A 17,035-nucleotide genomic window follows, 5' to 3' on the forward strand; every position below is an offset into this window, starting at 1 on the left:
AAGCCCCAGAGTATCGCTGACTAAAGCTTAAGAAGCGATAAGGCGCGAAAGTGTGGACTGATTGTGGTTGTAACCATTCGCAGCCTGGATCTCGGGACGAGGCTTTTCGAGACGGTTAGTCCACGCCTTGCCATCCCACCAGCGCAGCATGTGGCTGCCTGCGGGGTCCGGGTACCAGCCGAAGGGAGGAAGTTGGGTTGCAGTGTTAGACATCGGGGGAGTCCAAAGTTGCCCTGCCACGAGGGGCGATACGGGTGTGGCGTTCGATCCAGCCGCGGAGGATCAGTTCGGGGGTAACGGCTATCCCCAGTATAGGGGGCACGCGCGAGCCATGACAAGAGGTCACTTTCGGCGGCGCGGGCGACTTCGGAGTTCCGCCCCACATGAGTAAGATGGAGGCGTGAACATCTTCGGTTTCGTAATCTCCTTCGTGCTCTTTGTGGGCGGCATCTACATGATGGGCGAAGCTTTCTACGTGGAGGGCCTTGAGTCAGTCGTATTCATCGGCGGCCTGCTTGTTACCACGCTGGGCGTCTTCATCCCCATTCACGTCATGAAGCGCGTCGATAGCTAGCTCACCATGGCGAGCCTTCTTAGTCGGCTCGCTCCACTTGCGTTAACCCTGCGAGGGTCAAAACGCATGTTCAGCGATCCAGAGCGCACTCTTGCGCGGATCGATGAGCTTCGAAAGAACCCAGTTTCGTTCGAGCCTCCCGCATCGATTTCTCGGCACGTGAACGTGTCGTCCCGCGAAGTTGGCGGCTGGCCTGTGTTTACGATCGCGCCGAAGACGCCAACGAATGCCGGCCACGTCGTCTACCTTCACGGTGGGTCGTATGTATTTCAGATCAATCCGTTGCACTGGAAATTCATTGCCCGCCTCGTGCGTGCCACCGGAACAACGTTCGCGGTACCGATCATGCCGCTCGCGCCAGAAGGGCGTGCTGCCGTGATCGTCGATCGCGCAGCAACGATCGTTCAGTCGATTGTCCAAGACGTCGGTGCCGAGAACGTCAGCATCATGGGTGATTCCTCGGGCGGAGGGATGACGATGGCGGTGTCAATGGAGCTGCGAGACCGCAAGCTTCCGCCGCTCCACGCGATAGTGCTCATCGCACCCTGGCTCGACATCAGCGGCACGGATCCGATGCTCGCAGAGATTGCGCCGCGCGACCCTTGGCTTGCGGTTCCCGGCACTCATGCGGCTGGCGCCCTATATCGTGGCGAACTCGACGAGAGCGATTGGCGCGTCAGCCCCATCCATGGTGATCTCACCGGCCTCGGGCCGATCACCCTTTTCACGGGCACACGTGACCTTGTACACGCGGATGCGTTGCGCCTGCGTGAGCGCGCACAGCACGAAGGCATCGCCCTCGACTTCCACGTTGGCGAGGGCATGATTCACGATTACCCACTCCTGCCGATCCCTGAAGCTGCGCACGCCCGCACGATCGTTGAACGAGCAATCGTGTGCGGTGGCTCTGCGGTGTGACGAGCTAAGACCACCACGCTACGCATCCGGTCAAGGATGGCGCGGCCTGATGCTGTGGATCAGTTAACGAACGAAGGCCACCTCAACCGAGGTGGCCTTCGTTCTGTAGTGGAGGGGATACGGAGAATCGAACTCCGGTCATCAGTTTGGAAGACTGAGGCTTTACCATTAAGCTACATCCCCACTTGGCACCCGATCGTGCTGTGTACCGAGGATTACTGTACCCGAAACCTCGCAAAGTACGAAGTCGAGATCGCTGCCCGCGTAATCCGCCCCATATTTGCTGGGTTCTGGCCCGGTAAATGCTGTAAGCGCGGCCCGAAAAACATTGATCTTGGTATCTCGTCAACATTCGGTGCGCGCTCAGGCTAGACTTGCCGAGGTCAAATTTGTACCGGCATTTCTACGTGATGCCATGGCCGTAAGACAGCACGGCGCCCCGGGGCGTAGCTCAGCTTGGTAGAGCGCTCGGTTTGGGACCGAGAGGTCGCAGGTTCGAATCCTGTCGCCCCGACGAAATACACCATCGAATTACAGGAGATCCACGACGTGAAGACAACCGTTGAGAAACTGAGCCCGACCCGCGTCAAGCTCAACATCTCGGTCACCCCCGAAGAACTCAAGCCGAGCATCGATCACGCGTATGGCCACATCGCCTCGCAGATCAACATCCCCGGCTTCCGCAAGGGAAAGGTTCCGCCGCAGCTGGTTGACCAGCGTGTCGGTCGCGAAGAGATCCTGAACCACGCGGTCAGCGACGGACTTGACGGTTTCTACCGCCAGGCAGTCACCGAAGAAGAAATTCGCGTTCTCGGTCGCCCCGAGGCAGACATTGTCACGTGGCCCGAGGTCAAAGACTTCAGCGGAGACCTCGTTCTCGCTATTGAGGTAGACGTTCGCCCCGAGTTCGACATGCCCGCCTACGACGAGCTCACCCTCACGGTTGAAGAAGTCAAGGTTTCGGCAGACGATGTCAAGGACGAGCTCGACACCTTGCGTGCCCGCTTCGGCACGCTCGTTACCGTCGAACGCCCCGCCACGAAGGGCGACTTCGCTCAGCTCGACCTCGTCGCCAAGATCGGCGAGACCGAGGTTGACTCCGCAACCAGCATTTCCTACGAGCTCGGCTCGGGTGAACTGATCGAAGGCATCGACGAGGCACTTGACTCGCTCAGCGCCGGCGAATCGACCACCTTCGAGTCCGTACTGCTCGGTGGCGACCACGAGGGTGAAACCGCTGTAATCAGCGTTTCGCTCCTCACTGTCAAGGAGCGCGAGCTTCCTGAGGCAGACGACGACTTCGCTCAGATGGCTAGCGAGTTCGACACCATCAAGGAACTCAAGGCAGACCTCAAGGAGCAGATCAAGCGCTCCAAGTCGTTCGGCCAGGGTGCAGAAGCTCGCGACCAGATCGTTGACGAACTGCTCAAGAGCGTTGAGATTCCCGTTCCCGAGAAGCTCGTCGAAGACGAAGTTCACCGTCACCTCGAGAACGAGAACCGCCTCGAAGACGACGAGCACCGCGCCGAGGTCGTTATCGCAAGCGAGAAGACCTTCCGTTCGCAGATTCTGCTCGACTCCATTGTTGAGTCCGAAGAGATCAAGGTCAGCCAAGAAGAGCTCACCTCGTACCTCGTGCAGGGCGCACAGCAGTACGGCATGGAGCCCGGCGAGTTCATCCAGATCCTGGACAAGAACGGCCAGATCCCGGCCATGGTTGCTGAGGTCGCTCGCAGCAAGGCTCTCGCAGTCGTGCTCAGCAAGGCCAAGGTCGTTGACACCAAGGGCAAGGCGGTAGACGTTTCGGCATTCACGGCGATCGCTAACCCCGAAGCCGCTGAAGAAGTCGTTGTAGAAGACGACGCCAGCGACGAGTCCTAAACCACTTCGCTTTACCCTCACGGCCGACTAGTTATCTAGTTGGCCGTGAGGTCGTTAACGGGCTGTTTCGCTCGAGTTACCGAGTTACCGAGTTACCGAGTTACCGAGTTACCGAGTGATCGTGTCGAGGAACAGCTTCGCGTAACGAGCACTATCGATGCCAAGTGCCACATCAATTCGGCGGAAAAGGGGATCTCCTGCTCCGGCCTGTTCGTGGCCAGCCGTGCGATGATCCACGACCGTTTGCCCGCGAGTGAGAGGATCAGCCAGGCTTACTCGCACCGGCAGGTTTGTGGTGCTGAGTCCATCCGGATCGATCGCAGCACACACCGCGCCCGCATCGCCAATATCGCCGTGTCCATCACCGGCGACGCGCACCTCGCTGCCTTTTACCGTGACAATGTGCTGCAGAAGGCGCCCAGCGAGCTGCGTGCCGGGTTCGGAACTGGAGGCGAGCCGAACGATGTCCTCAGGCGGGATTGTCACGGCATAGAACACATCTAAGCCATACATGGTGATGGGGGCGCCAGAGGTCAACACGATTTCGGCGGCCTCGGGATCGTGCCACGTATTGAACTCGGCAACCGCAGTGGCATTGCCGACGGAGGCTGAACCTCCCATGAAGACGATTCGCTCCACGTTGTCTAATACTTCTGGGTACAGGCGCACGAGAAGTGCGATGTTGGTCATGGGGGCAAGCGGCACGAGCGTTACCGGCGTCGGGCTCGCCAGAATTTCTCGACGCAGCAATTCGACGGCGTGCAGTGGCACCACAGTGCGCGACGACTCGGGCAGACCGATGTCACCAAGACCGTCAGCTCCGTGCACGTGAGCGGCCGAATGAGCCTCCGAGAGCAACGGACGCTGAGCGCCAGCGGCAACCGGGATGTCGCCCGCCCCGGCAGCATCCAAGACTGTCAGAGTGTTGCGCACTACCTGCTCGAGACTCGCATTGCCAGCGACGCACGTGACAGCCCGCAGGTTGACTCCCGGATGCCGCACCGCCAACAGGAGCGCGAGCGCGTCATCAATGCCGGTGTCAACGTCGAGAATCATTTGCTGCATTCGGCAATGCTAATGGTCAGGGGGAGCCTGCCGACACCGAGGCGACTGAGGGGAGTGGGGCGCCATAGTGCTGCAGTGGCAAGCGGTGGGTGACGCTACTCGGCCACAAGCTCCGCTGCGTAGCCGCGCACCGAACGCTGATAAATCGGCAAATAGTTCGCCAACGCCATCAGCGCGACCGAGGCCCCCAGGGTGGGATCGCCGCGAGTGGTGAGGGCAAGGGCGAGAAATGCGGCGGTTGGACCTGTCCACTCATCGTCGGGATGCTCGTGCAACTGCTGCTCGAGCAAAGCAATCGACTCATCGACGCGATTGAGATTGCGCAGCGTGCTGGCCAACTGGATGATCGCGCGTGGCCGCAGGGCGGCATCCAACCCATTGTTAAGAGCACTGCGGTATAGCGGCTCAGCCTCAGTCTCGCGGCCCGCATAGTCGCGCGCGCCGGCTGCCTCGAACAACGCTTCGGCGTCATCAGGGGCACGTTCAGCGACGAGCTCATCAATTGCGGCGACAACATCTCCCTCGGCCATTGTCGCGGCGTGGGCCCAAATATCTGCGATTCGATCGCGCCAAGTCTGCTCCATTTGGCGAGCCTACAAGCAGCCTCTGGCGACGCGGTACTTTGCCTAGGGCGAACACGCCAGAATAGCGGCGCGTACTCGGATAGATTCGTATCACGCGATAACTGAAATGGAGCGCAACAATGGCCCAACCGGCATTGGTCTCGAGCATCTTCGACCAACTCCTCAAGGACCGCATCATCTGGCTCGGCTCAGAGGTGCGCGACGCAAACGCGAACGAGATCTGCGCAAAGATCTTGCTGCTCGCCGCAGAGGATCCCAAGCGCGACATCTACCTTTACATCAACTCACCCGGTGGATCCATCACCGCGGGAATGGCGATCTACGACACGATGAAGTTCGTGCCGAACGACATCGTCACCGTCGGCATTGGCCTTGCCGCCTCGATGGGGCAGTTCCTGCTCTCCTCGGGCACCAAGGGCAAGCGCTACATCACCCCCAACGCGCGCGTGCTCCTGCACCAGCCGTCGGGTGGATTCGGTGGAACGTCTGCTGACATCCAGACTCAGGCTGGCGTCATCCTCGATATGAAGAAGCGCATGGCCGAGCTCACCGCCGAGCAGACAGGCAAGAGCGTCGAGCAGGTTCTCATCGACAACGACCGTGACAACTGGTTCACGGCCAAAGAAGCCCTCGAATATGGCTTCGTCGATCACCTCCGCGAATTCGCCTCCGACGTAGTTGGCGGCGGCGGAACTGAAGACAACGCAACCGGCAAGAAGGACTAATTATGGAGAACTTTAACCTCGGAGCACAGGCTCCCGCCGGCATTGGTCGTCCGGATGCTGACGCTCGCTACATCTTGCCGACGTTCGAAGAGCGCACGGCCTATGGCTACAAGCGCCAAGACCCTTACGCCAAGCTGTTCGAAGACCGCATCATCTTCTTGGGCGTGCAGATCGACGACGCATCCGCTGACGACGTGATGGCTCAGCTTCTCGTTCTCGAGAGCCAGGACCCTGACCGCGACATCGTGATGTACATCAACTCACCCGGTGGATCGTTCACCGCAATGACGGCGATCTACGACACGATGCAGTACATTCGTCCGCAGATTCAGACCGTTGTTCTCGGCCAGGCTGCATCAGCGGCTGCCGTGATCACCGCCGGTGGAACCAAGGGAAAGCGTTTGGCTCTGCCCAACGCTCGCATCCTCATCCACCAGCCCAGCGGTGGGTCGGAAGGCTCGAGCCAGGCATCGGACATCGAGATTCAGGCACGCGAGATTCTTCGCATGCGTGGCTGGCTCGAAGAGACGCTGTCGCACCACTCGAACCGCACCCCAGAGCAGATCAACAAGGACATCGAGCGCGACAAGATCCTGAGCGCAGCTGAGGCAATGGAGTACGGTCTCATCGACCAAGTGCTCACGAGCCGCAAGACGCTGCCGGCGATCACGAGCTAGCACTCGCTTTCACGTAACTGAGGCGGTCACCCCGATGGGGTGACCGCCTCAACTCGTTACGCCAAGGCCCATTCTTGCCATACGGCGTCGAGCGGCGAGAGGTGGGTCTCTCTCCCCAGCCATCGCGCCAGACCACCCGGTTGTTCGAAATTGAGTACGACCGCACCACGGTCGGCGGACGACGCAGGTGCCCGAGCCCCCGCGAGTAAAACAGTATCCATCACCCGTTCGGTACCAAGGTGACCCCAGATCGGTGAGCCTCCGTCAAAGTCCTGCTGCTCGACCAACACAGGGACAGATTTGGATGAGACACAGGTGCGGGTGACGACCCGGCCGCCGCTTTCCCCTTCGCGCCCTAAGACGAGCGTTTCCCGGATCAGAGCGACAGCGCCGTCGTCCAAAGTGACGTCGAGAACTCGCTCGACGTGTGCGCCATCGGCGATGACGAACGGGAGCGTAGCCCACGACAGTTGCGCTCCAGCCTGCAGTCGGATCTGAATTCTCATGGAGGCGGACTGCCCCTCACCGTCGTATGCAACCATTCCGCCAATATCCTCGAGCGCGAGGCGGCAACCGGCACCGACCGTGATTTCGATGTTGATCGAGTCGCCGCCGAGTAACAGCGCGCCCCCGGCGACGAGCGCGACATCCGCCGACTGGTCCGTGCATGAGATGAGTCGCGGTATGAGTATTCCTGCCCTCAACTCCACGCGCGCGTTCCCGGACGCGTTCGCGTTTACCGAGACTCGCGTGACTCGCGACGCGGCGTTGGACTGCATACGTGCGCCTTATGCTCTCACTGGGTGGTCGTGGTCGTGGTCGTGGTCGTGCTCTGAACTGGGACTGTGGGTGTGAACCACAGCTTGGCCGCCCTCATCGAGGTGACTATGCGGCGCCATCGGACCGGGGTCTTGGGGGCTGTGGGTTCCGGAGCGATAGGCGGCGAGCATTTCGAGCACCCATAGCCGTAGCTGGGCAATCGAATTGTCATCCGTTCGCGACAGGGCAACAACAGGCCGACCTTCGCGCGCGTGAGTCGCGTCTGAGACCATCGTCTCCACATCAACGCCGACGTAGGGGGCGAGGTCTGTCTTGTTCACCACGAGTAGATCGGCGCGGGAGATGCCCGGGCCACCCTTGCGCGCGACGTCGCCGCCGCCGGCGACATCAAGCACGAAAATTTGCGCGTCGACGAGCGCAGGAGAGAACGTCGCGGTTAAGTTGTCACCGCCGGACTCGATGATGACGATGTCGAGGGGAGCGAAGTCGGCTTCAAGGTCTTCGGCAGCCAGCAGGTTCGCCGTCACGTCATCACGGATCGCTGTGTGTGGGCACGCGCCCGTCTCCACTGCGCGGATCCGTTCGGGATCCAGCACTCCAGCGGACCGTAGGAAGCGCGCATCCTCATCCGTGTAGATGTCGTTGGTGATGACACCGAGTCGCAGTTCCTCACCCAGAGAACGACACAGAAGTGCGATGAGCGACGACTTTCCGGTTCCCACGGGACCGGCTATTCCCAGGCGTAGAGCGCGGGAGGGGGCGTTGTTTTCAAGCACGGAACAACCTCTTCTTCATAACAGCGTGGGCCTCGGCCCACCCTTCGGCTTGCGGAGCGCCCAAGGCGGGGATCGCCTCAGGCGTGGTGATGAGCGAAAGCTGGTCGATAAACGGTTCGGCTGCCTCGCAGGCATTGAGCACCCATGTGACCACTGTGGCGGGGTCGATCGGGTCGAGCTTCAGCACAGCGGATGCCGCATTCTGAACCTCTTCGTAGACGACAAGACGAACCAGGTCGGCTGGCTTCATCTGGGTAGTTGCCGCGATCGCCCCGAGAACCACAGCCCGGGGCGGTTGCTTCAGCTGAGCGCAGAACGCAATCGACGCGCTGTGCGGCCACACGGTGCGGCCAATCCTTGTGTAGCCGCGTCCGAGGAGTCTGGACGCGTCGCGCAACGCCGGGCTCGGGGTTCTCGCCGCCCAGGCTGCGATTAGTGCGTCGATCTCCGACGGCGAGGCTTCGCTGATGAACTGATGCCGTGCCACCACCGCCGTTCCGGCTTCGACGAGTGTGGTCGACCGTGTTTTGCCGGCGAGGAACGAGGGGATGTCGTCTCGCTGAAGCCCGCCAAGCAAAGCAGGCTCCATTCCCGCCGAGTGAGTGTGCCCGCCGGTGGGCAGGCGCGCATCAGCGAGGAGCATCGCAAGCGTCCCCGAGTCGACCATTAGAACATCGTGTAGAGCTGAGCGAGAGGCAGAGTATCGACGGGAGCAGGCACGACAAGTTCGTCATCGATAGAAATCGCGAAGGTGTCTGGACGAATATCGATCTTCGGGAGCGTGTCATTGTTCTTCAGATCATGCTTGGTCACTTCCCGAGTGGACTGCACGGCGACAACGGTGCGCCCGAGGCCCATTCGTTCCTCAAAGCCGTCATCAATCGCAGCCTGCGCGAGGAACGAGAGTGAGAGCCGGTCTCCAATGGCATCCGCGAATGACGGTCGCATGAGCACCGGTTGCGGGGTGGGGATAGAGGCGTTGGGATCGCCGAGAGCGCCCCACGCTAAGCCGCCTCCCTTGATGACAACTTCGGGCCTAATGCCGAAGTATCGCGGATCCCACAGCACCAAGTCGGCCAGCTTGCCCGGCTCAATGCTCCCTACTTCTTTATCGATTCCGTGACCGATGGCGGGGTTGATTGTGTATTTAGCGATGTAGCGCCGTGCGCGCTCGTTGTCGGCCGGGTGCGCGGCGCCCAATGACCCACGCCGTGCCTTCATGACGTGGGCAACCTGCCACGTGCGGGAAACAACTTCACCGATTCGCCCCATTGCTTGGGAGTCAGACGACGTGATCGACAGTGCTCCGATGTCGTGGAGGATGTCTTCTGCCGCGATCGTTGTGGCACGGATTCTGGACTCCGCGAAAGCGAGATCCTCCGGAACCGACGCGTTCAAGTGATGGCACACCATCAGCATGTCGAGGTGTTCCGCCACAGTATTCGTGGTGTGGGGGAGCGTCGGGTTCGTTGATCCGGGGATGACATTGGGCAGAGAGGCGATCGACAAAATGTCCGGGGCGTGACCACCGCCAGCACCTTCAACATGAAAAGCATGGATGCCACGCCCGGCGATCGCATCGATCGTGGACTGAACATAGCCCGCTTCGTTGAGGGAATCGGAGTGCAGCGCGACCTGAAGACCGAAGGTATCGGCCGCCTCCAGAGCCGCATTGATCGCTGCAGGCGTTGCGCCCCAATCCTCATGAATCTTGAAACCACCAGCCCCGGCAAGGGCCTGTTCCTTGAGCGCCTCGGCTGAGACGGTGTTGCCTTTGCCCAATAGGAGCAAGTTGACTGGCAATCGATCCATTGCACGGTGCATGGTCTCGAGGTGCCACGCCCCCGGCGTGACAGTGGTTGCCTTTGATCCCTCGGACGGGCCCGTGCCACCGCCGACCACAGTGGTGATTCCGGTGGCGAGCGCTTCATGAATCTGAGAAGGGGAGATGAGGTGAACATGCGAATCAATACCGCCGGCGGTAAGGATGCGACCTTCTCCCGAGATCACGTCGGTCGACGGACCGATCACGAGAAGGGGATGGACACCGTCGGCGATGTCAGGATTTCCTGCACGACCAAGCGCGACGATCCGTCCATTCCTGATGCCGACATCCGCCCGCTGAATACCCCACCAGTCGAGCACGATGGCATTTGTGATCACGGTGTCTAGCGCACCCTCTGCACGAGTGCGCATGCCTTGAGCCATCGACTCACGAATCGATTTGCCGCCGCCGAATACCGCTTCTTCTCCGCCAACGGTCAGGTCTCGCTCGATTTCGATCCAGAGGTCGGTGTCGCCGAGGCGTATCTGGTCACCCGCAGTGGGACCATAGATTGCTGCGTAGCGCTGTCGGTCAATGGATACCATCGAGTTGCTCCTTGCCTGCATGCGAAATCTGGAGGCCGGGAATACGCCTCGCTCCTTGAATTGCCACCGCGTCGAGCTCTCGGGACGCGCCTGGTTCGAATCGTTGCGATGTGCCCGAGGGGATATCGAGCCGAAAGCCGTAGGCTGCGTCGCGGTCGAAGTGGAGGGCAGCATTGGCATCCGGCAGATGGAGATGAGATCCGATCTGGATTGGGCGATCGCCAGAATTGAGAAAGACAACGCGAATACGTTCCGCGTCCGTGCGGTCGGCGTTCAGCTCGATGCTTCCTGGGCGGACTCTAAAGGCGCCTGGCCCCTCGGAGCTTGCACTAGCCATGATTTATCTCCCTCTTACTGGATGGGGTGATGCAAGGTGACGAGCTTGCGACCGTCGGGAAAAGTTGCTTCGACTTGAACGTCGCGGATCATGTCGGCGACACCGGGCATCACTTGGGCGCGCGTGAGCACCTCCCGGCCTTCGTCCATGAGGTCGGCGACGAGCGCGCCGTCGCGGGCGCGTTCGATTACCCAGCTACTGAGCAACGCAATGCTCTCCGGGTAATTAAGGATGACCCCGCGGTCGAGTCGCTCCCGAGCGACCATCGCCGCAACGCTGAGCAATAGTTTTTCGGTATCGGCAGGTGTGAGATGCATCAGACGCCTTCTTTCATCATCGGCTGAGGAGTAACGAATGCAGAGGTGCGATCGCTGTGTGATCGTCCGATTGCCAGCACAACAAGCCAGCCAACAAGGATGAGCCCCGCTAGTACGAAGCCAAGAGATGACACTTCGGCACCCGAGATCCAATTCAGTACACCCGCAGTTCCTCCGGATGCAGTAACCGCCGAAGCGAGCTGCACGACACCGACAACAACCGCGACGGTGACAGCGACGACAGTCATTCCGACGCTGAAGGCTCGTTGGACGCGTGAGGAGCGCGAGCCTGGTCGGTAAACGCGGCTCGCCATGAGGCCTTGAAGGGTATCCATCGCGGTCATTCCTGCTGCGAACAGAATGGGAAGCGCGAGCACAGCCCACAGCGAAGTAGACGAGAGAGCGGCTGCGCCCAACAGGACGAGAAGCCAGATCTCTGTGGCGGTATCGAGGCCGAGTCCGAACAACAGACCGACTACGTACATTCGACTTGATCGATCCACAGCCTTATCGAAACGTCCGAGTAGCCAAGTGACGGGGCCACGAACTCCGTGACTATGGGAACGGGTGAGCGCAATAATGTTGGCAGCGGCGATGACGAGCAGGAAGACTCCTGAGATCGTGGGGCCGTAGACAGTCGTGGTGAACTGAACCGCTGAGCCGTCAGCTGCCATGGCGGTTTCCAGTGCCTGCCCGAATGCCATAAGAAGCACGCACAGGACCGTGACGATCGTCGAATGCCCCAGCGCGAACCAAAAACCGACGGTGCCGCGCGCTTCGCGGGGCGACGTCGCGAGTCGTCGGGTCGTGTTGTCGATGGCGGCGATGTGATCGGCATCAAAAGCGTGACGAACTCCCAACGCGTAGGCGGTGAGCCCGATTCCGAGAGCGACGGCCAACCCGCTCGCTGCGCCCGAGGAGTCCGCTGCTGACGGCGCGCTCGCGAGAACGAGCGCGCCGAACCCGACGACGTGGAGCGCAACGATGGCACCGAGAACGCCCCAGGGGCGGTTCATGCGTGTGGTCGTGGCAGACCGTGACGGCAGGCTCACGACTTATCCCTCGGTCTGATCGTCACTGCGACCGGAGAGTTCACTGACGAGGGTAAACAATGCCGAATGATCGAGGTCGCCGTCGCCGCGGGCTTTGAGCGAACCCATGAGCTGCGCCACCACGGCTCCGAGAGGAATAGCGACCCCCGCCTCCCGTGCCGCAGCCGTAACGATTCCCAAGTCTTTGTCGTGCAAGGTCACACGGAAGCCCGGTGCGAAGTTTCTGGAGAGCATGTTCGGAGCTTTCCGCGAGAGAACTGTGCTGCCGGCAAGACCTCCCGAAAGCACCTTCACTGCGGACTCCATGTCTACTCCGTGGGCTTCGAGGAAGACGAGAGCTTCGGCGACGAGTTCCATCGTGCCGGCCACGATGAGCTGATTTGCAGCCTTTACCGTCTGACCAGAACCTGACGGGCCCACGTGAACGATCGTTGATCCAACAGCGTCGAAGACGGTGGAAGCCTGAGCGAAAGCCTCGGCTGATCCTCCGACCATGACGGATAGTGCACCCTCCACAGCTCCCGCCTCACCACCCGAGACCGGCGCATCGAGCATATGAATCCCTGAGCTCGCTGCTTCTTCGGCCAACCGGATAGCAACATCCGGTCGGATCGTCGAAAAGTCGATGACGAGGGTGCCCTGCGGCACACGTGCGAACACGCCGCTTTCGCCGCTCAATACAGACTCGACATCGGGGGAGTCCGGCAGCATCGTCACCACAATTTCGGCGCCGGCGATCGCTTCTTCGACGCTCTGTGCGCCTGACCCGCCCTGCGCAATGAACGTGTCGACGGCGGCACGGCTGCGGTTAAACCCTGTGACGTCGTGGCCAGCGGCAACCAAGTTGGCCGCCATAGGCGCGCCCATGATGCCGAGACCGATGAATGCAATTTTTGTCATAGTGAAGAACCTCTCGTTACTGAAACTGTGATCGATGGGAAATCATTGAGATTGGCGATGCTGGCTTGAGTGTCGCCAGTGGACGGCTTGTACTCGAGCGCGACCGCCCCGGTATAGCCCTGCTCGGTCAATTCGCTGAGATAGCGGTCTAGATCGAGCGTTCCGGAGCCGGGTTCTCCTCGGCCAGGGAAGTCCGCGATTTGTACATGCGCAACGGATGAGGCGTGACTCTTGATAGCGGCTGAAACGTCATCCCCGTTCGCGGCTAAGTGGAAAATATCGAGCAAGAAAGCAACGTTGGAGTATCCGGATGCCCGGACGCGATCTACCACCGCGATAGCGTCCGCCGCGGTACGCAGCGGATAAGGCTTGGGGCCGCTCACGGCTTCGATGAGCACTGTCGCCCCGATGGTGGCGGCAGCGTCGGCGGCAAAGCCGAGGCTCTGGATCGCGAGCTCATCCTGTGCTTCCGGAGTCGAGGTCTCGACTCGGTTTCCATAGAGCGCGTTGAACGCTCCCACGTTGAGGCGCGAACCGATGGCCGTTGCGATTTCCACGCTGTCGCGAAATTCTGCTTGGCGGTCGGGAAGAGAGAGGACACCGCAATCGGGCCCGAAAAGGTCACCAGCAAAGTAGTTGAGTCCGACAAGCTTCGCTCCGGAATCGTCAATAGCCCCGACAAACTTGTCGACGTCGCTATCAGTGGGCGAAGCAGAATCGAACGGCCACCAATATTCGATCGAATCGAAACCAGCGTTATAGGCGGCGGCTGGCCGCTGGAGGAGGGGCAACTCCTGGAACAGCAGCGAGCAATTGGCGACGTAGGTGGAACGTTGGGGGGAGTTCATGCGATGTCCTTACTTGAGTCCGGAAGAAGCGAGGCCCTGCACGAAGAAGCGCTGAGCGAAGAGGAAGAGGAGGATCAGTGGCACTGTGGCCACAGCGGCGCCCGCGAACGTCAAGCCCCAGTTGGGCAGCTCACCCGCAGATACCGACTGGGCAATGGCGACCTGAATGACCTGATTCTGAGAACTTTGCACGACCGTCAACGGCCAGAGGAATGCGTTCCACGAGAACAAGAAGGTCACGAGGCACAGAGTTGCCAACGATGTGCGCACGTTGGGAAGGATGATCGACCAGAACACCCGGAAGTGTCCTGCACCATCGAGTCGTGCCGCCTCATCCAACTCCATCGGGATCTCTTCGAAGGCTTGCTTCAGAAGGAAGAGCCCGAAAACGCTCGAGACCCAGGGAAGCGCGACAGCGAGGAGTGTGTCTTGCAGGTTGAGGCCAGCAATTACCCCATACATCGGCACGACAAGCGCTTCTGCCGGAAGCATGAATGTTGCGAGGATCACCGCGAAGACCACGCCGCGGCCCTTGAACGAAATTCTCGTCAACGCATAGGCAGCGAGGGTGCAGACCACCAGGGTGCCGCCCACTTGGATGAACGCGACGATGAGCGAATTGACGAGAGCGAGACCGATTCCTTTTTCGAAAAGCGCCACAAAGTTGTCGATCGTTCCGCCGACGGGAAGAAATACCTTCCACGAGAGCGGGTTGAGATCATCGAAGATCGCGGTCTGATTTTTGAATGCAGACGACACCATCCAGAGGTAGGGCAGGAGGAATGCGCCCACGATGATGGCAATCACTACAAACGAGACGCCGAAGCGAGCGATAGTCATGGGGAGTCGGCGAAGCTGATGTGGTTCCGCTATGCGTTGAGTAGTCATGGCGTCCTCCTAATAGTTCCAACGAGTGCGAAGTAGCCGCATCTGGATCAAGCTGATGATGATGGCGAAAGCAAGCACGACGAGCGCCATTGCGGAGGCGTAGCCCGGCTGCTGAAGAATGAACGCCGTCTTGTAGATGTGATAAATGATGAGGTTCGTCGTGCCCTGAGGGGCGCCACCCGTCATGATGTACGCCGGCGCAAATGCTTGGAGTGCGAAGACAGTCATCACTACGACAATGAACAGGGTCGTGCGGGAGAGCAGCGGAAGAGTGATGCTGAGCGTGCGACGGAGGGGCCCGGCTCCATCCATATGTGCTGCCTCGCTGAGCTCGGCGGGAACTGCTTGCAGTCCACCGAGAAAGAGAACGGTTGCCAGGCCCACTTGTTGCCAGACGGTCATCACGATGATGGCGGGGAGTGCTTGGGTGGTGTCGGTGAGAAAACCTGCGGACGGAATTCCAACTGTCGCGAGCACCGAGTTGATCAACCCCGTCTCATTGAGCAGGAACGTCCAGAGTGTCGCGACGACAACCGACGAGGTGACAACGGGAAGAAAGATCATGGTGCGTACGAGAGCCCGAGCGGGCAGCTTGCCGTTGAGAAAAACCGCCAGTGCGAAGGACGCAGGGACGACAAGAACAAGGACACCGAGAATGAACGCGAACGTGATCAGCAGCGACTGGATTGTCTCTGCATCCGTGAAGATCCGGATGAAGTTGTCCGCACCGACGAAGGTTGCGTTGTCGGGGCTGAAAAGGCTGTAGTCGAGCACGCTGCTGCGAGCCATGACTGCCAGCGGAATGTATTGAAAGACCAGCAGAAGCAGAAGGAACGGGGTGAGGAAGGCAAGCGCAGGTAGTGCGCCCTTCCCCATCGCGCTCTTCGATCTGCGCCTGGGCGGAAGCGAAGTGCTTCCGCCCAGGTCTCTGACCGCGAGCGGCGTGGAATCGATCGGGCCAGAATGCATGACGATGTTTCCTGTTCTACTTCGAGAGGATCGGGTCGAGCTTGGCGACTGCCTGATCGAGCTCAGTCTTCGGATCCGCTCCGTAAGCGATGTTCTTCAGCGCTGCAGTCACGTAGAGGTCATACGCGTCGAAGTGCGGTCCGGGAGGACGCGGTACGCCCCACTCCTGGATCTCTTCGACGGGAATGTTCAACGGTGCTTCGCTGAGCGAAGGCAGTGCTTCGGTCGTCGACACCAACACTGGAATCCGGAGGTTGTTCTCAACCCAGTCGAGGTACTGGTCACCGGTGTCCATAGCGACAACGGCCGTGGCCGCGGCCTCCGCGTTGTTCGAACGTGCGGTGACGCCGAATGTCACAGCGCCGGTGTGCACAACAGGGGTAACGAGATACGGCGTCGGGCTCACACCGAAGTCCACTCCCGCGTTAGTAAGAGTCGTAGCGTTGGAGCTCACTTCGAGGTCGAAGCACGCCTTGCCATCGATCAGCGCATTGGGAAGACCAGTCTTCGACGTCACAGCATCCGGGCCTTCGAACAAGTTCTGGTAGAAGGTCGCACCCTCGATAGCTTCAGGCGTGTTCAGCCAGCCATCGACAGTGGTTCCGTCGTCAGAGATTGCATAGAACGTCTTGTACGCCGATGATGACTCAGGAGCAGTGGGGTCTCCCATGCTGCGCAAGAAGAGCTGATCGCGGTACGACGTTCCCGGGGTGCCGTCTCCGAGTCGTGACGGTGCGAGACCGTACACGGTCGACCCAGCAGCCTCGGTTGCCGATACCTGGCAGGTCAGCATTGCGGCTTGCGCCTCTGGCCATGTCCACGCGGTGTCAAGAGAGGTGGGAGGTGTGATGCCGGCTGCATCAGTCAGCTCCTTGTTGAAGTACAAGGAGAGAGTGTCTTGCTCGTTGCCGGGCGAGTAAACCTGGCCGTCCCACGAGTTCTCTGTCAACGTCGCTGACGTCACGTCGTCAAACCAGCCATCGGGCAGGTAATCGTCAAGGGGAAGCAAGAAGCCCTGCGATGCGTAGGACGCGGTGCTTGGAGCGTCGAATCCGACAATGTCTGGCGGGTTCGACGACGGCGCGAGTACCGCGATCTTTGCTGCCAAGTTGCCGAACGGAACTTCGTCCACGGTGAAAATGACGCATTTGTTGGCGGCTGTGTAGGCATCCAATTGCTCGTCAGTGGGGGAGTTGTTTTCTGCGCGGAGTACGGAGAGTTCCGTTACGCCGTCCTCGCAGCCTGCGATGGTGGGGGTGGAGCCGGCAGAACATCCGGCGAGAGCCATAATGGCTACCGTCCCGACCGCCGTGCTCAGTGTTGCGATGTTGCGTTTCATTGTTTTCCCTTGCTTAGGTGGAGCGAAATATTCGA

At 60.3% G+C, this 17,035-nt stretch carries 20 protein-coding genes and 2 tRNA genes; 6 read left to right on the forward strand and 16 right to left on the reverse strand.

Features of this window, described 5'->3' with window-relative positions:
* Positions 1-27: 27 nt before the first annotated feature.
* Positions 28-213, reverse strand: coding sequence for a DUF2510 domain-containing protein (locus I6E60_RS06875; RefSeq protein WP_197105935.1), 186 nt, complete (start codon positions 211-213; stop codon positions 28-30).
* 187 nt (positions 214-400) lie between these two features.
* On the opposite strand from I6E60_RS06875, the gene I6E60_RS06880 reads away from it, so the two are divergent.
* Together I6E60_RS06880 and I6E60_RS06885 are read left to right on the forward strand one after the other, a co-directional pair.
* On the forward strand, positions 401-574 hold the full coding sequence (locus I6E60_RS06880) for a hypothetical protein (protein WP_197124231.1): 174 nt from the start codon (positions 401-403) through the stop codon (positions 572-574).
* A 66-nt stretch (positions 575-640) separates the two neighbouring features.
* Positions 641-1,492: an alpha/beta hydrolase fold domain-containing protein gene (locus I6E60_RS06885; protein ID WP_231601150.1), complete on the forward strand. Its 852-nt coding sequence runs from the start codon at positions 641-643 to the stop codon at positions 1,490-1,492.
* Between the two features lie 109 nt (positions 1,493-1,601).
* Here the strand turns inward: I6E60_RS06885 and I6E60_RS06890 are convergent.
* Positions 1,602-1,675 (reverse strand) — tRNA-Gly (locus tag I6E60_RS06890).
* 257 nt (positions 1,676-1,932) lie between these two features.
* Here I6E60_RS06890 and I6E60_RS06895 point away from each other — a divergent pair.
* Positions 1,933-2,006: transfer RNA gene (locus I6E60_RS06895), tRNA-Pro, on the forward strand.
* A gap of 35 nt (positions 2,007-2,041) precedes the next feature.
* The gene (tig, locus tag I6E60_RS06900) at positions 2,042-3,373 is read left to right on the forward strand and encodes a trigger factor (RefSeq protein WP_197124234.1); all 1,332 of its coding nucleotides are present in this window, start codon (positions 2,042-2,044) and stop codon (positions 3,371-3,373) included.
* 108 nt (positions 3,374-3,481) lie between these two features.
* On the opposite strand, the gene I6E60_RS06905 is transcribed toward tig, so the two are convergent.
* The gene (locus tag I6E60_RS06905) at positions 3,482-4,438 is read right to left on the reverse strand and encodes a nucleoside hydrolase (RefSeq protein ID WP_231601151.1); all 957 of its coding nucleotides are present in this window, start codon (positions 4,436-4,438) and stop codon (positions 3,482-3,484) included.
* Positions 4,439-4,533: 95 nt separating this feature from the next.
* A complete protein-coding gene (locus I6E60_RS06910; protein WP_197179445.1) occupies positions 4,534-5,022 on the reverse strand; it encodes a tetratricopeptide repeat protein in 489 nt (162 codons plus the stop codon).
* 119 nt (positions 5,023-5,141) lie between these two features.
* On the opposite strand from I6E60_RS06910, the gene I6E60_RS06915 reads away from it, so the two are divergent.
* Together I6E60_RS06915 and I6E60_RS06920 are read left to right on the forward strand one after the other, a co-directional pair.
* On the forward strand, positions 5,142-5,747 hold the full coding sequence (locus I6E60_RS06915; RefSeq protein ID WP_197124238.1) for an ATP-dependent Clp protease proteolytic subunit: 606 nt from the start codon (positions 5,142-5,144) through the stop codon (positions 5,745-5,747).
* Positions 5,748-5,749: 2 nt separating this feature from the next.
* Positions 5,750-6,424, forward strand: coding sequence for an ATP-dependent Clp protease proteolytic subunit (locus I6E60_RS06920; protein ID WP_129071683.1), 675 nt, complete (start codon positions 5,750-5,752; stop codon positions 6,422-6,424).
* A gap of 56 nt (positions 6,425-6,480) precedes the next feature.
* Here I6E60_RS06920 and I6E60_RS06925 read toward each other — a convergent pair whose 3' ends face one another.
* The 12 genes from I6E60_RS06925 to I6E60_RS06980 form a co-directional block, all read right to left on the reverse strand.
* Positions 6,481-7,203: an urease accessory protein UreD gene (locus tag I6E60_RS06925; protein WP_197179446.1), complete on the reverse strand. Its 723-nt coding sequence runs from the start codon at positions 7,201-7,203 to the stop codon at positions 6,481-6,483.
* A gap of 9 nt (positions 7,204-7,212) precedes the next feature.
* Positions 7,213-7,980: an urease accessory protein UreG gene (gene ureG / locus I6E60_RS06930; RefSeq protein WP_197179447.1), complete on the reverse strand. Its 768-nt coding sequence runs from the start codon at positions 7,978-7,980 to the stop codon at positions 7,213-7,215.
* Positions 7,973-8,647 (reverse strand): urease accessory protein UreF, encoded by a 675-nt coding sequence (locus tag I6E60_RS06935; protein WP_197179448.1) that lies wholly within the window; start codon positions 8,645-8,647, stop codon positions 7,973-7,975. The genes ureG and I6E60_RS06935 overlap by 8 nt, the downstream gene beginning before the upstream one ends.
* Positions 8,647-10,350 carry an urease subunit alpha gene (locus I6E60_RS06940; RefSeq protein WP_197179449.1) on the reverse strand — a complete coding sequence of 568 codons (1,704 nt, stop codon included), beginning with the start codon at positions 10,348-10,350 and terminating at the stop codon, positions 8,647-8,649. The genes I6E60_RS06935 and I6E60_RS06940 overlap by 1 nt, the downstream gene beginning before the upstream one ends.
* Positions 10,337-10,687, reverse strand: coding sequence for an urease subunit beta (gene ureB, locus I6E60_RS06945; protein ID WP_197179450.1), 351 nt, complete (start codon positions 10,685-10,687; stop codon positions 10,337-10,339). The genes I6E60_RS06940 and ureB overlap by 14 nt, the downstream gene beginning before the upstream one ends.
* Before the next feature lie 14 nt (positions 10,688-10,701).
* A complete protein-coding gene (locus I6E60_RS06950; protein WP_197105924.1) occupies positions 10,702-11,004 on the reverse strand; it encodes an urease subunit gamma in 303 nt (100 codons plus the stop codon).
* A complete protein-coding gene (locus tag I6E60_RS06955) occupies positions 11,004-12,056 on the reverse strand; it encodes a HoxN/HupN/NixA family nickel/cobalt transporter (RefSeq protein ID WP_197179452.1) in 1,053 nt (350 codons plus the stop codon). Before I6E60_RS06955 ends, I6E60_RS06950 begins: the two co-directional genes overlap by 1 nt.
* A gap of 3 nt (positions 12,057-12,059) precedes the next feature.
* Positions 12,060-12,956, reverse strand: coding sequence for a 2-hydroxy-3-oxopropionate reductase (locus I6E60_RS06960; RefSeq protein WP_197105922.1), 897 nt, complete (start codon positions 12,954-12,956; stop codon positions 12,060-12,062).
* Positions 12,953-13,804: a hydroxypyruvate isomerase family protein gene (locus I6E60_RS06965; protein WP_197179453.1), complete on the reverse strand. Its 852-nt coding sequence runs from the start codon at positions 13,802-13,804 to the stop codon at positions 12,953-12,955. The genes I6E60_RS06960 and I6E60_RS06965 overlap by 4 nt, the downstream gene beginning before the upstream one ends.
* Positions 13,805-13,813: 9 nt before the next feature.
* A complete protein-coding gene (locus I6E60_RS06970; protein ID WP_197105920.1) occupies positions 13,814-14,692 on the reverse strand; it encodes a carbohydrate ABC transporter permease in 879 nt (292 codons plus the stop codon).
* Positions 14,693-14,701: 9 nt separating this feature from the next.
* Positions 14,702-15,568, reverse strand: a complete 867-nt coding sequence (locus I6E60_RS06975; RefSeq protein WP_197109780.1) for a carbohydrate ABC transporter permease — start codon at positions 15,566-15,568, stop codon at positions 14,702-14,704.
* Between the two features lie 109 nt (positions 15,569-15,677).
* Positions 15,678-17,000 (reverse strand): ABC transporter substrate-binding protein, encoded by a 1,323-nt coding sequence (locus tag I6E60_RS06980; protein WP_197109781.1) that lies wholly within the window; start codon positions 16,998-17,000, stop codon positions 15,678-15,680.
* Positions 17,001-17,035: the final 35 nt, after the last annotated feature.

This window comes from Salinibacterium sp. SWN167, assembly GCF_015864665.1.
Taxonomy (GTDB): Bacteria; Actinomycetota; Actinomycetes; order Actinomycetales; family Microbacteriaceae; genus Rhodoglobus.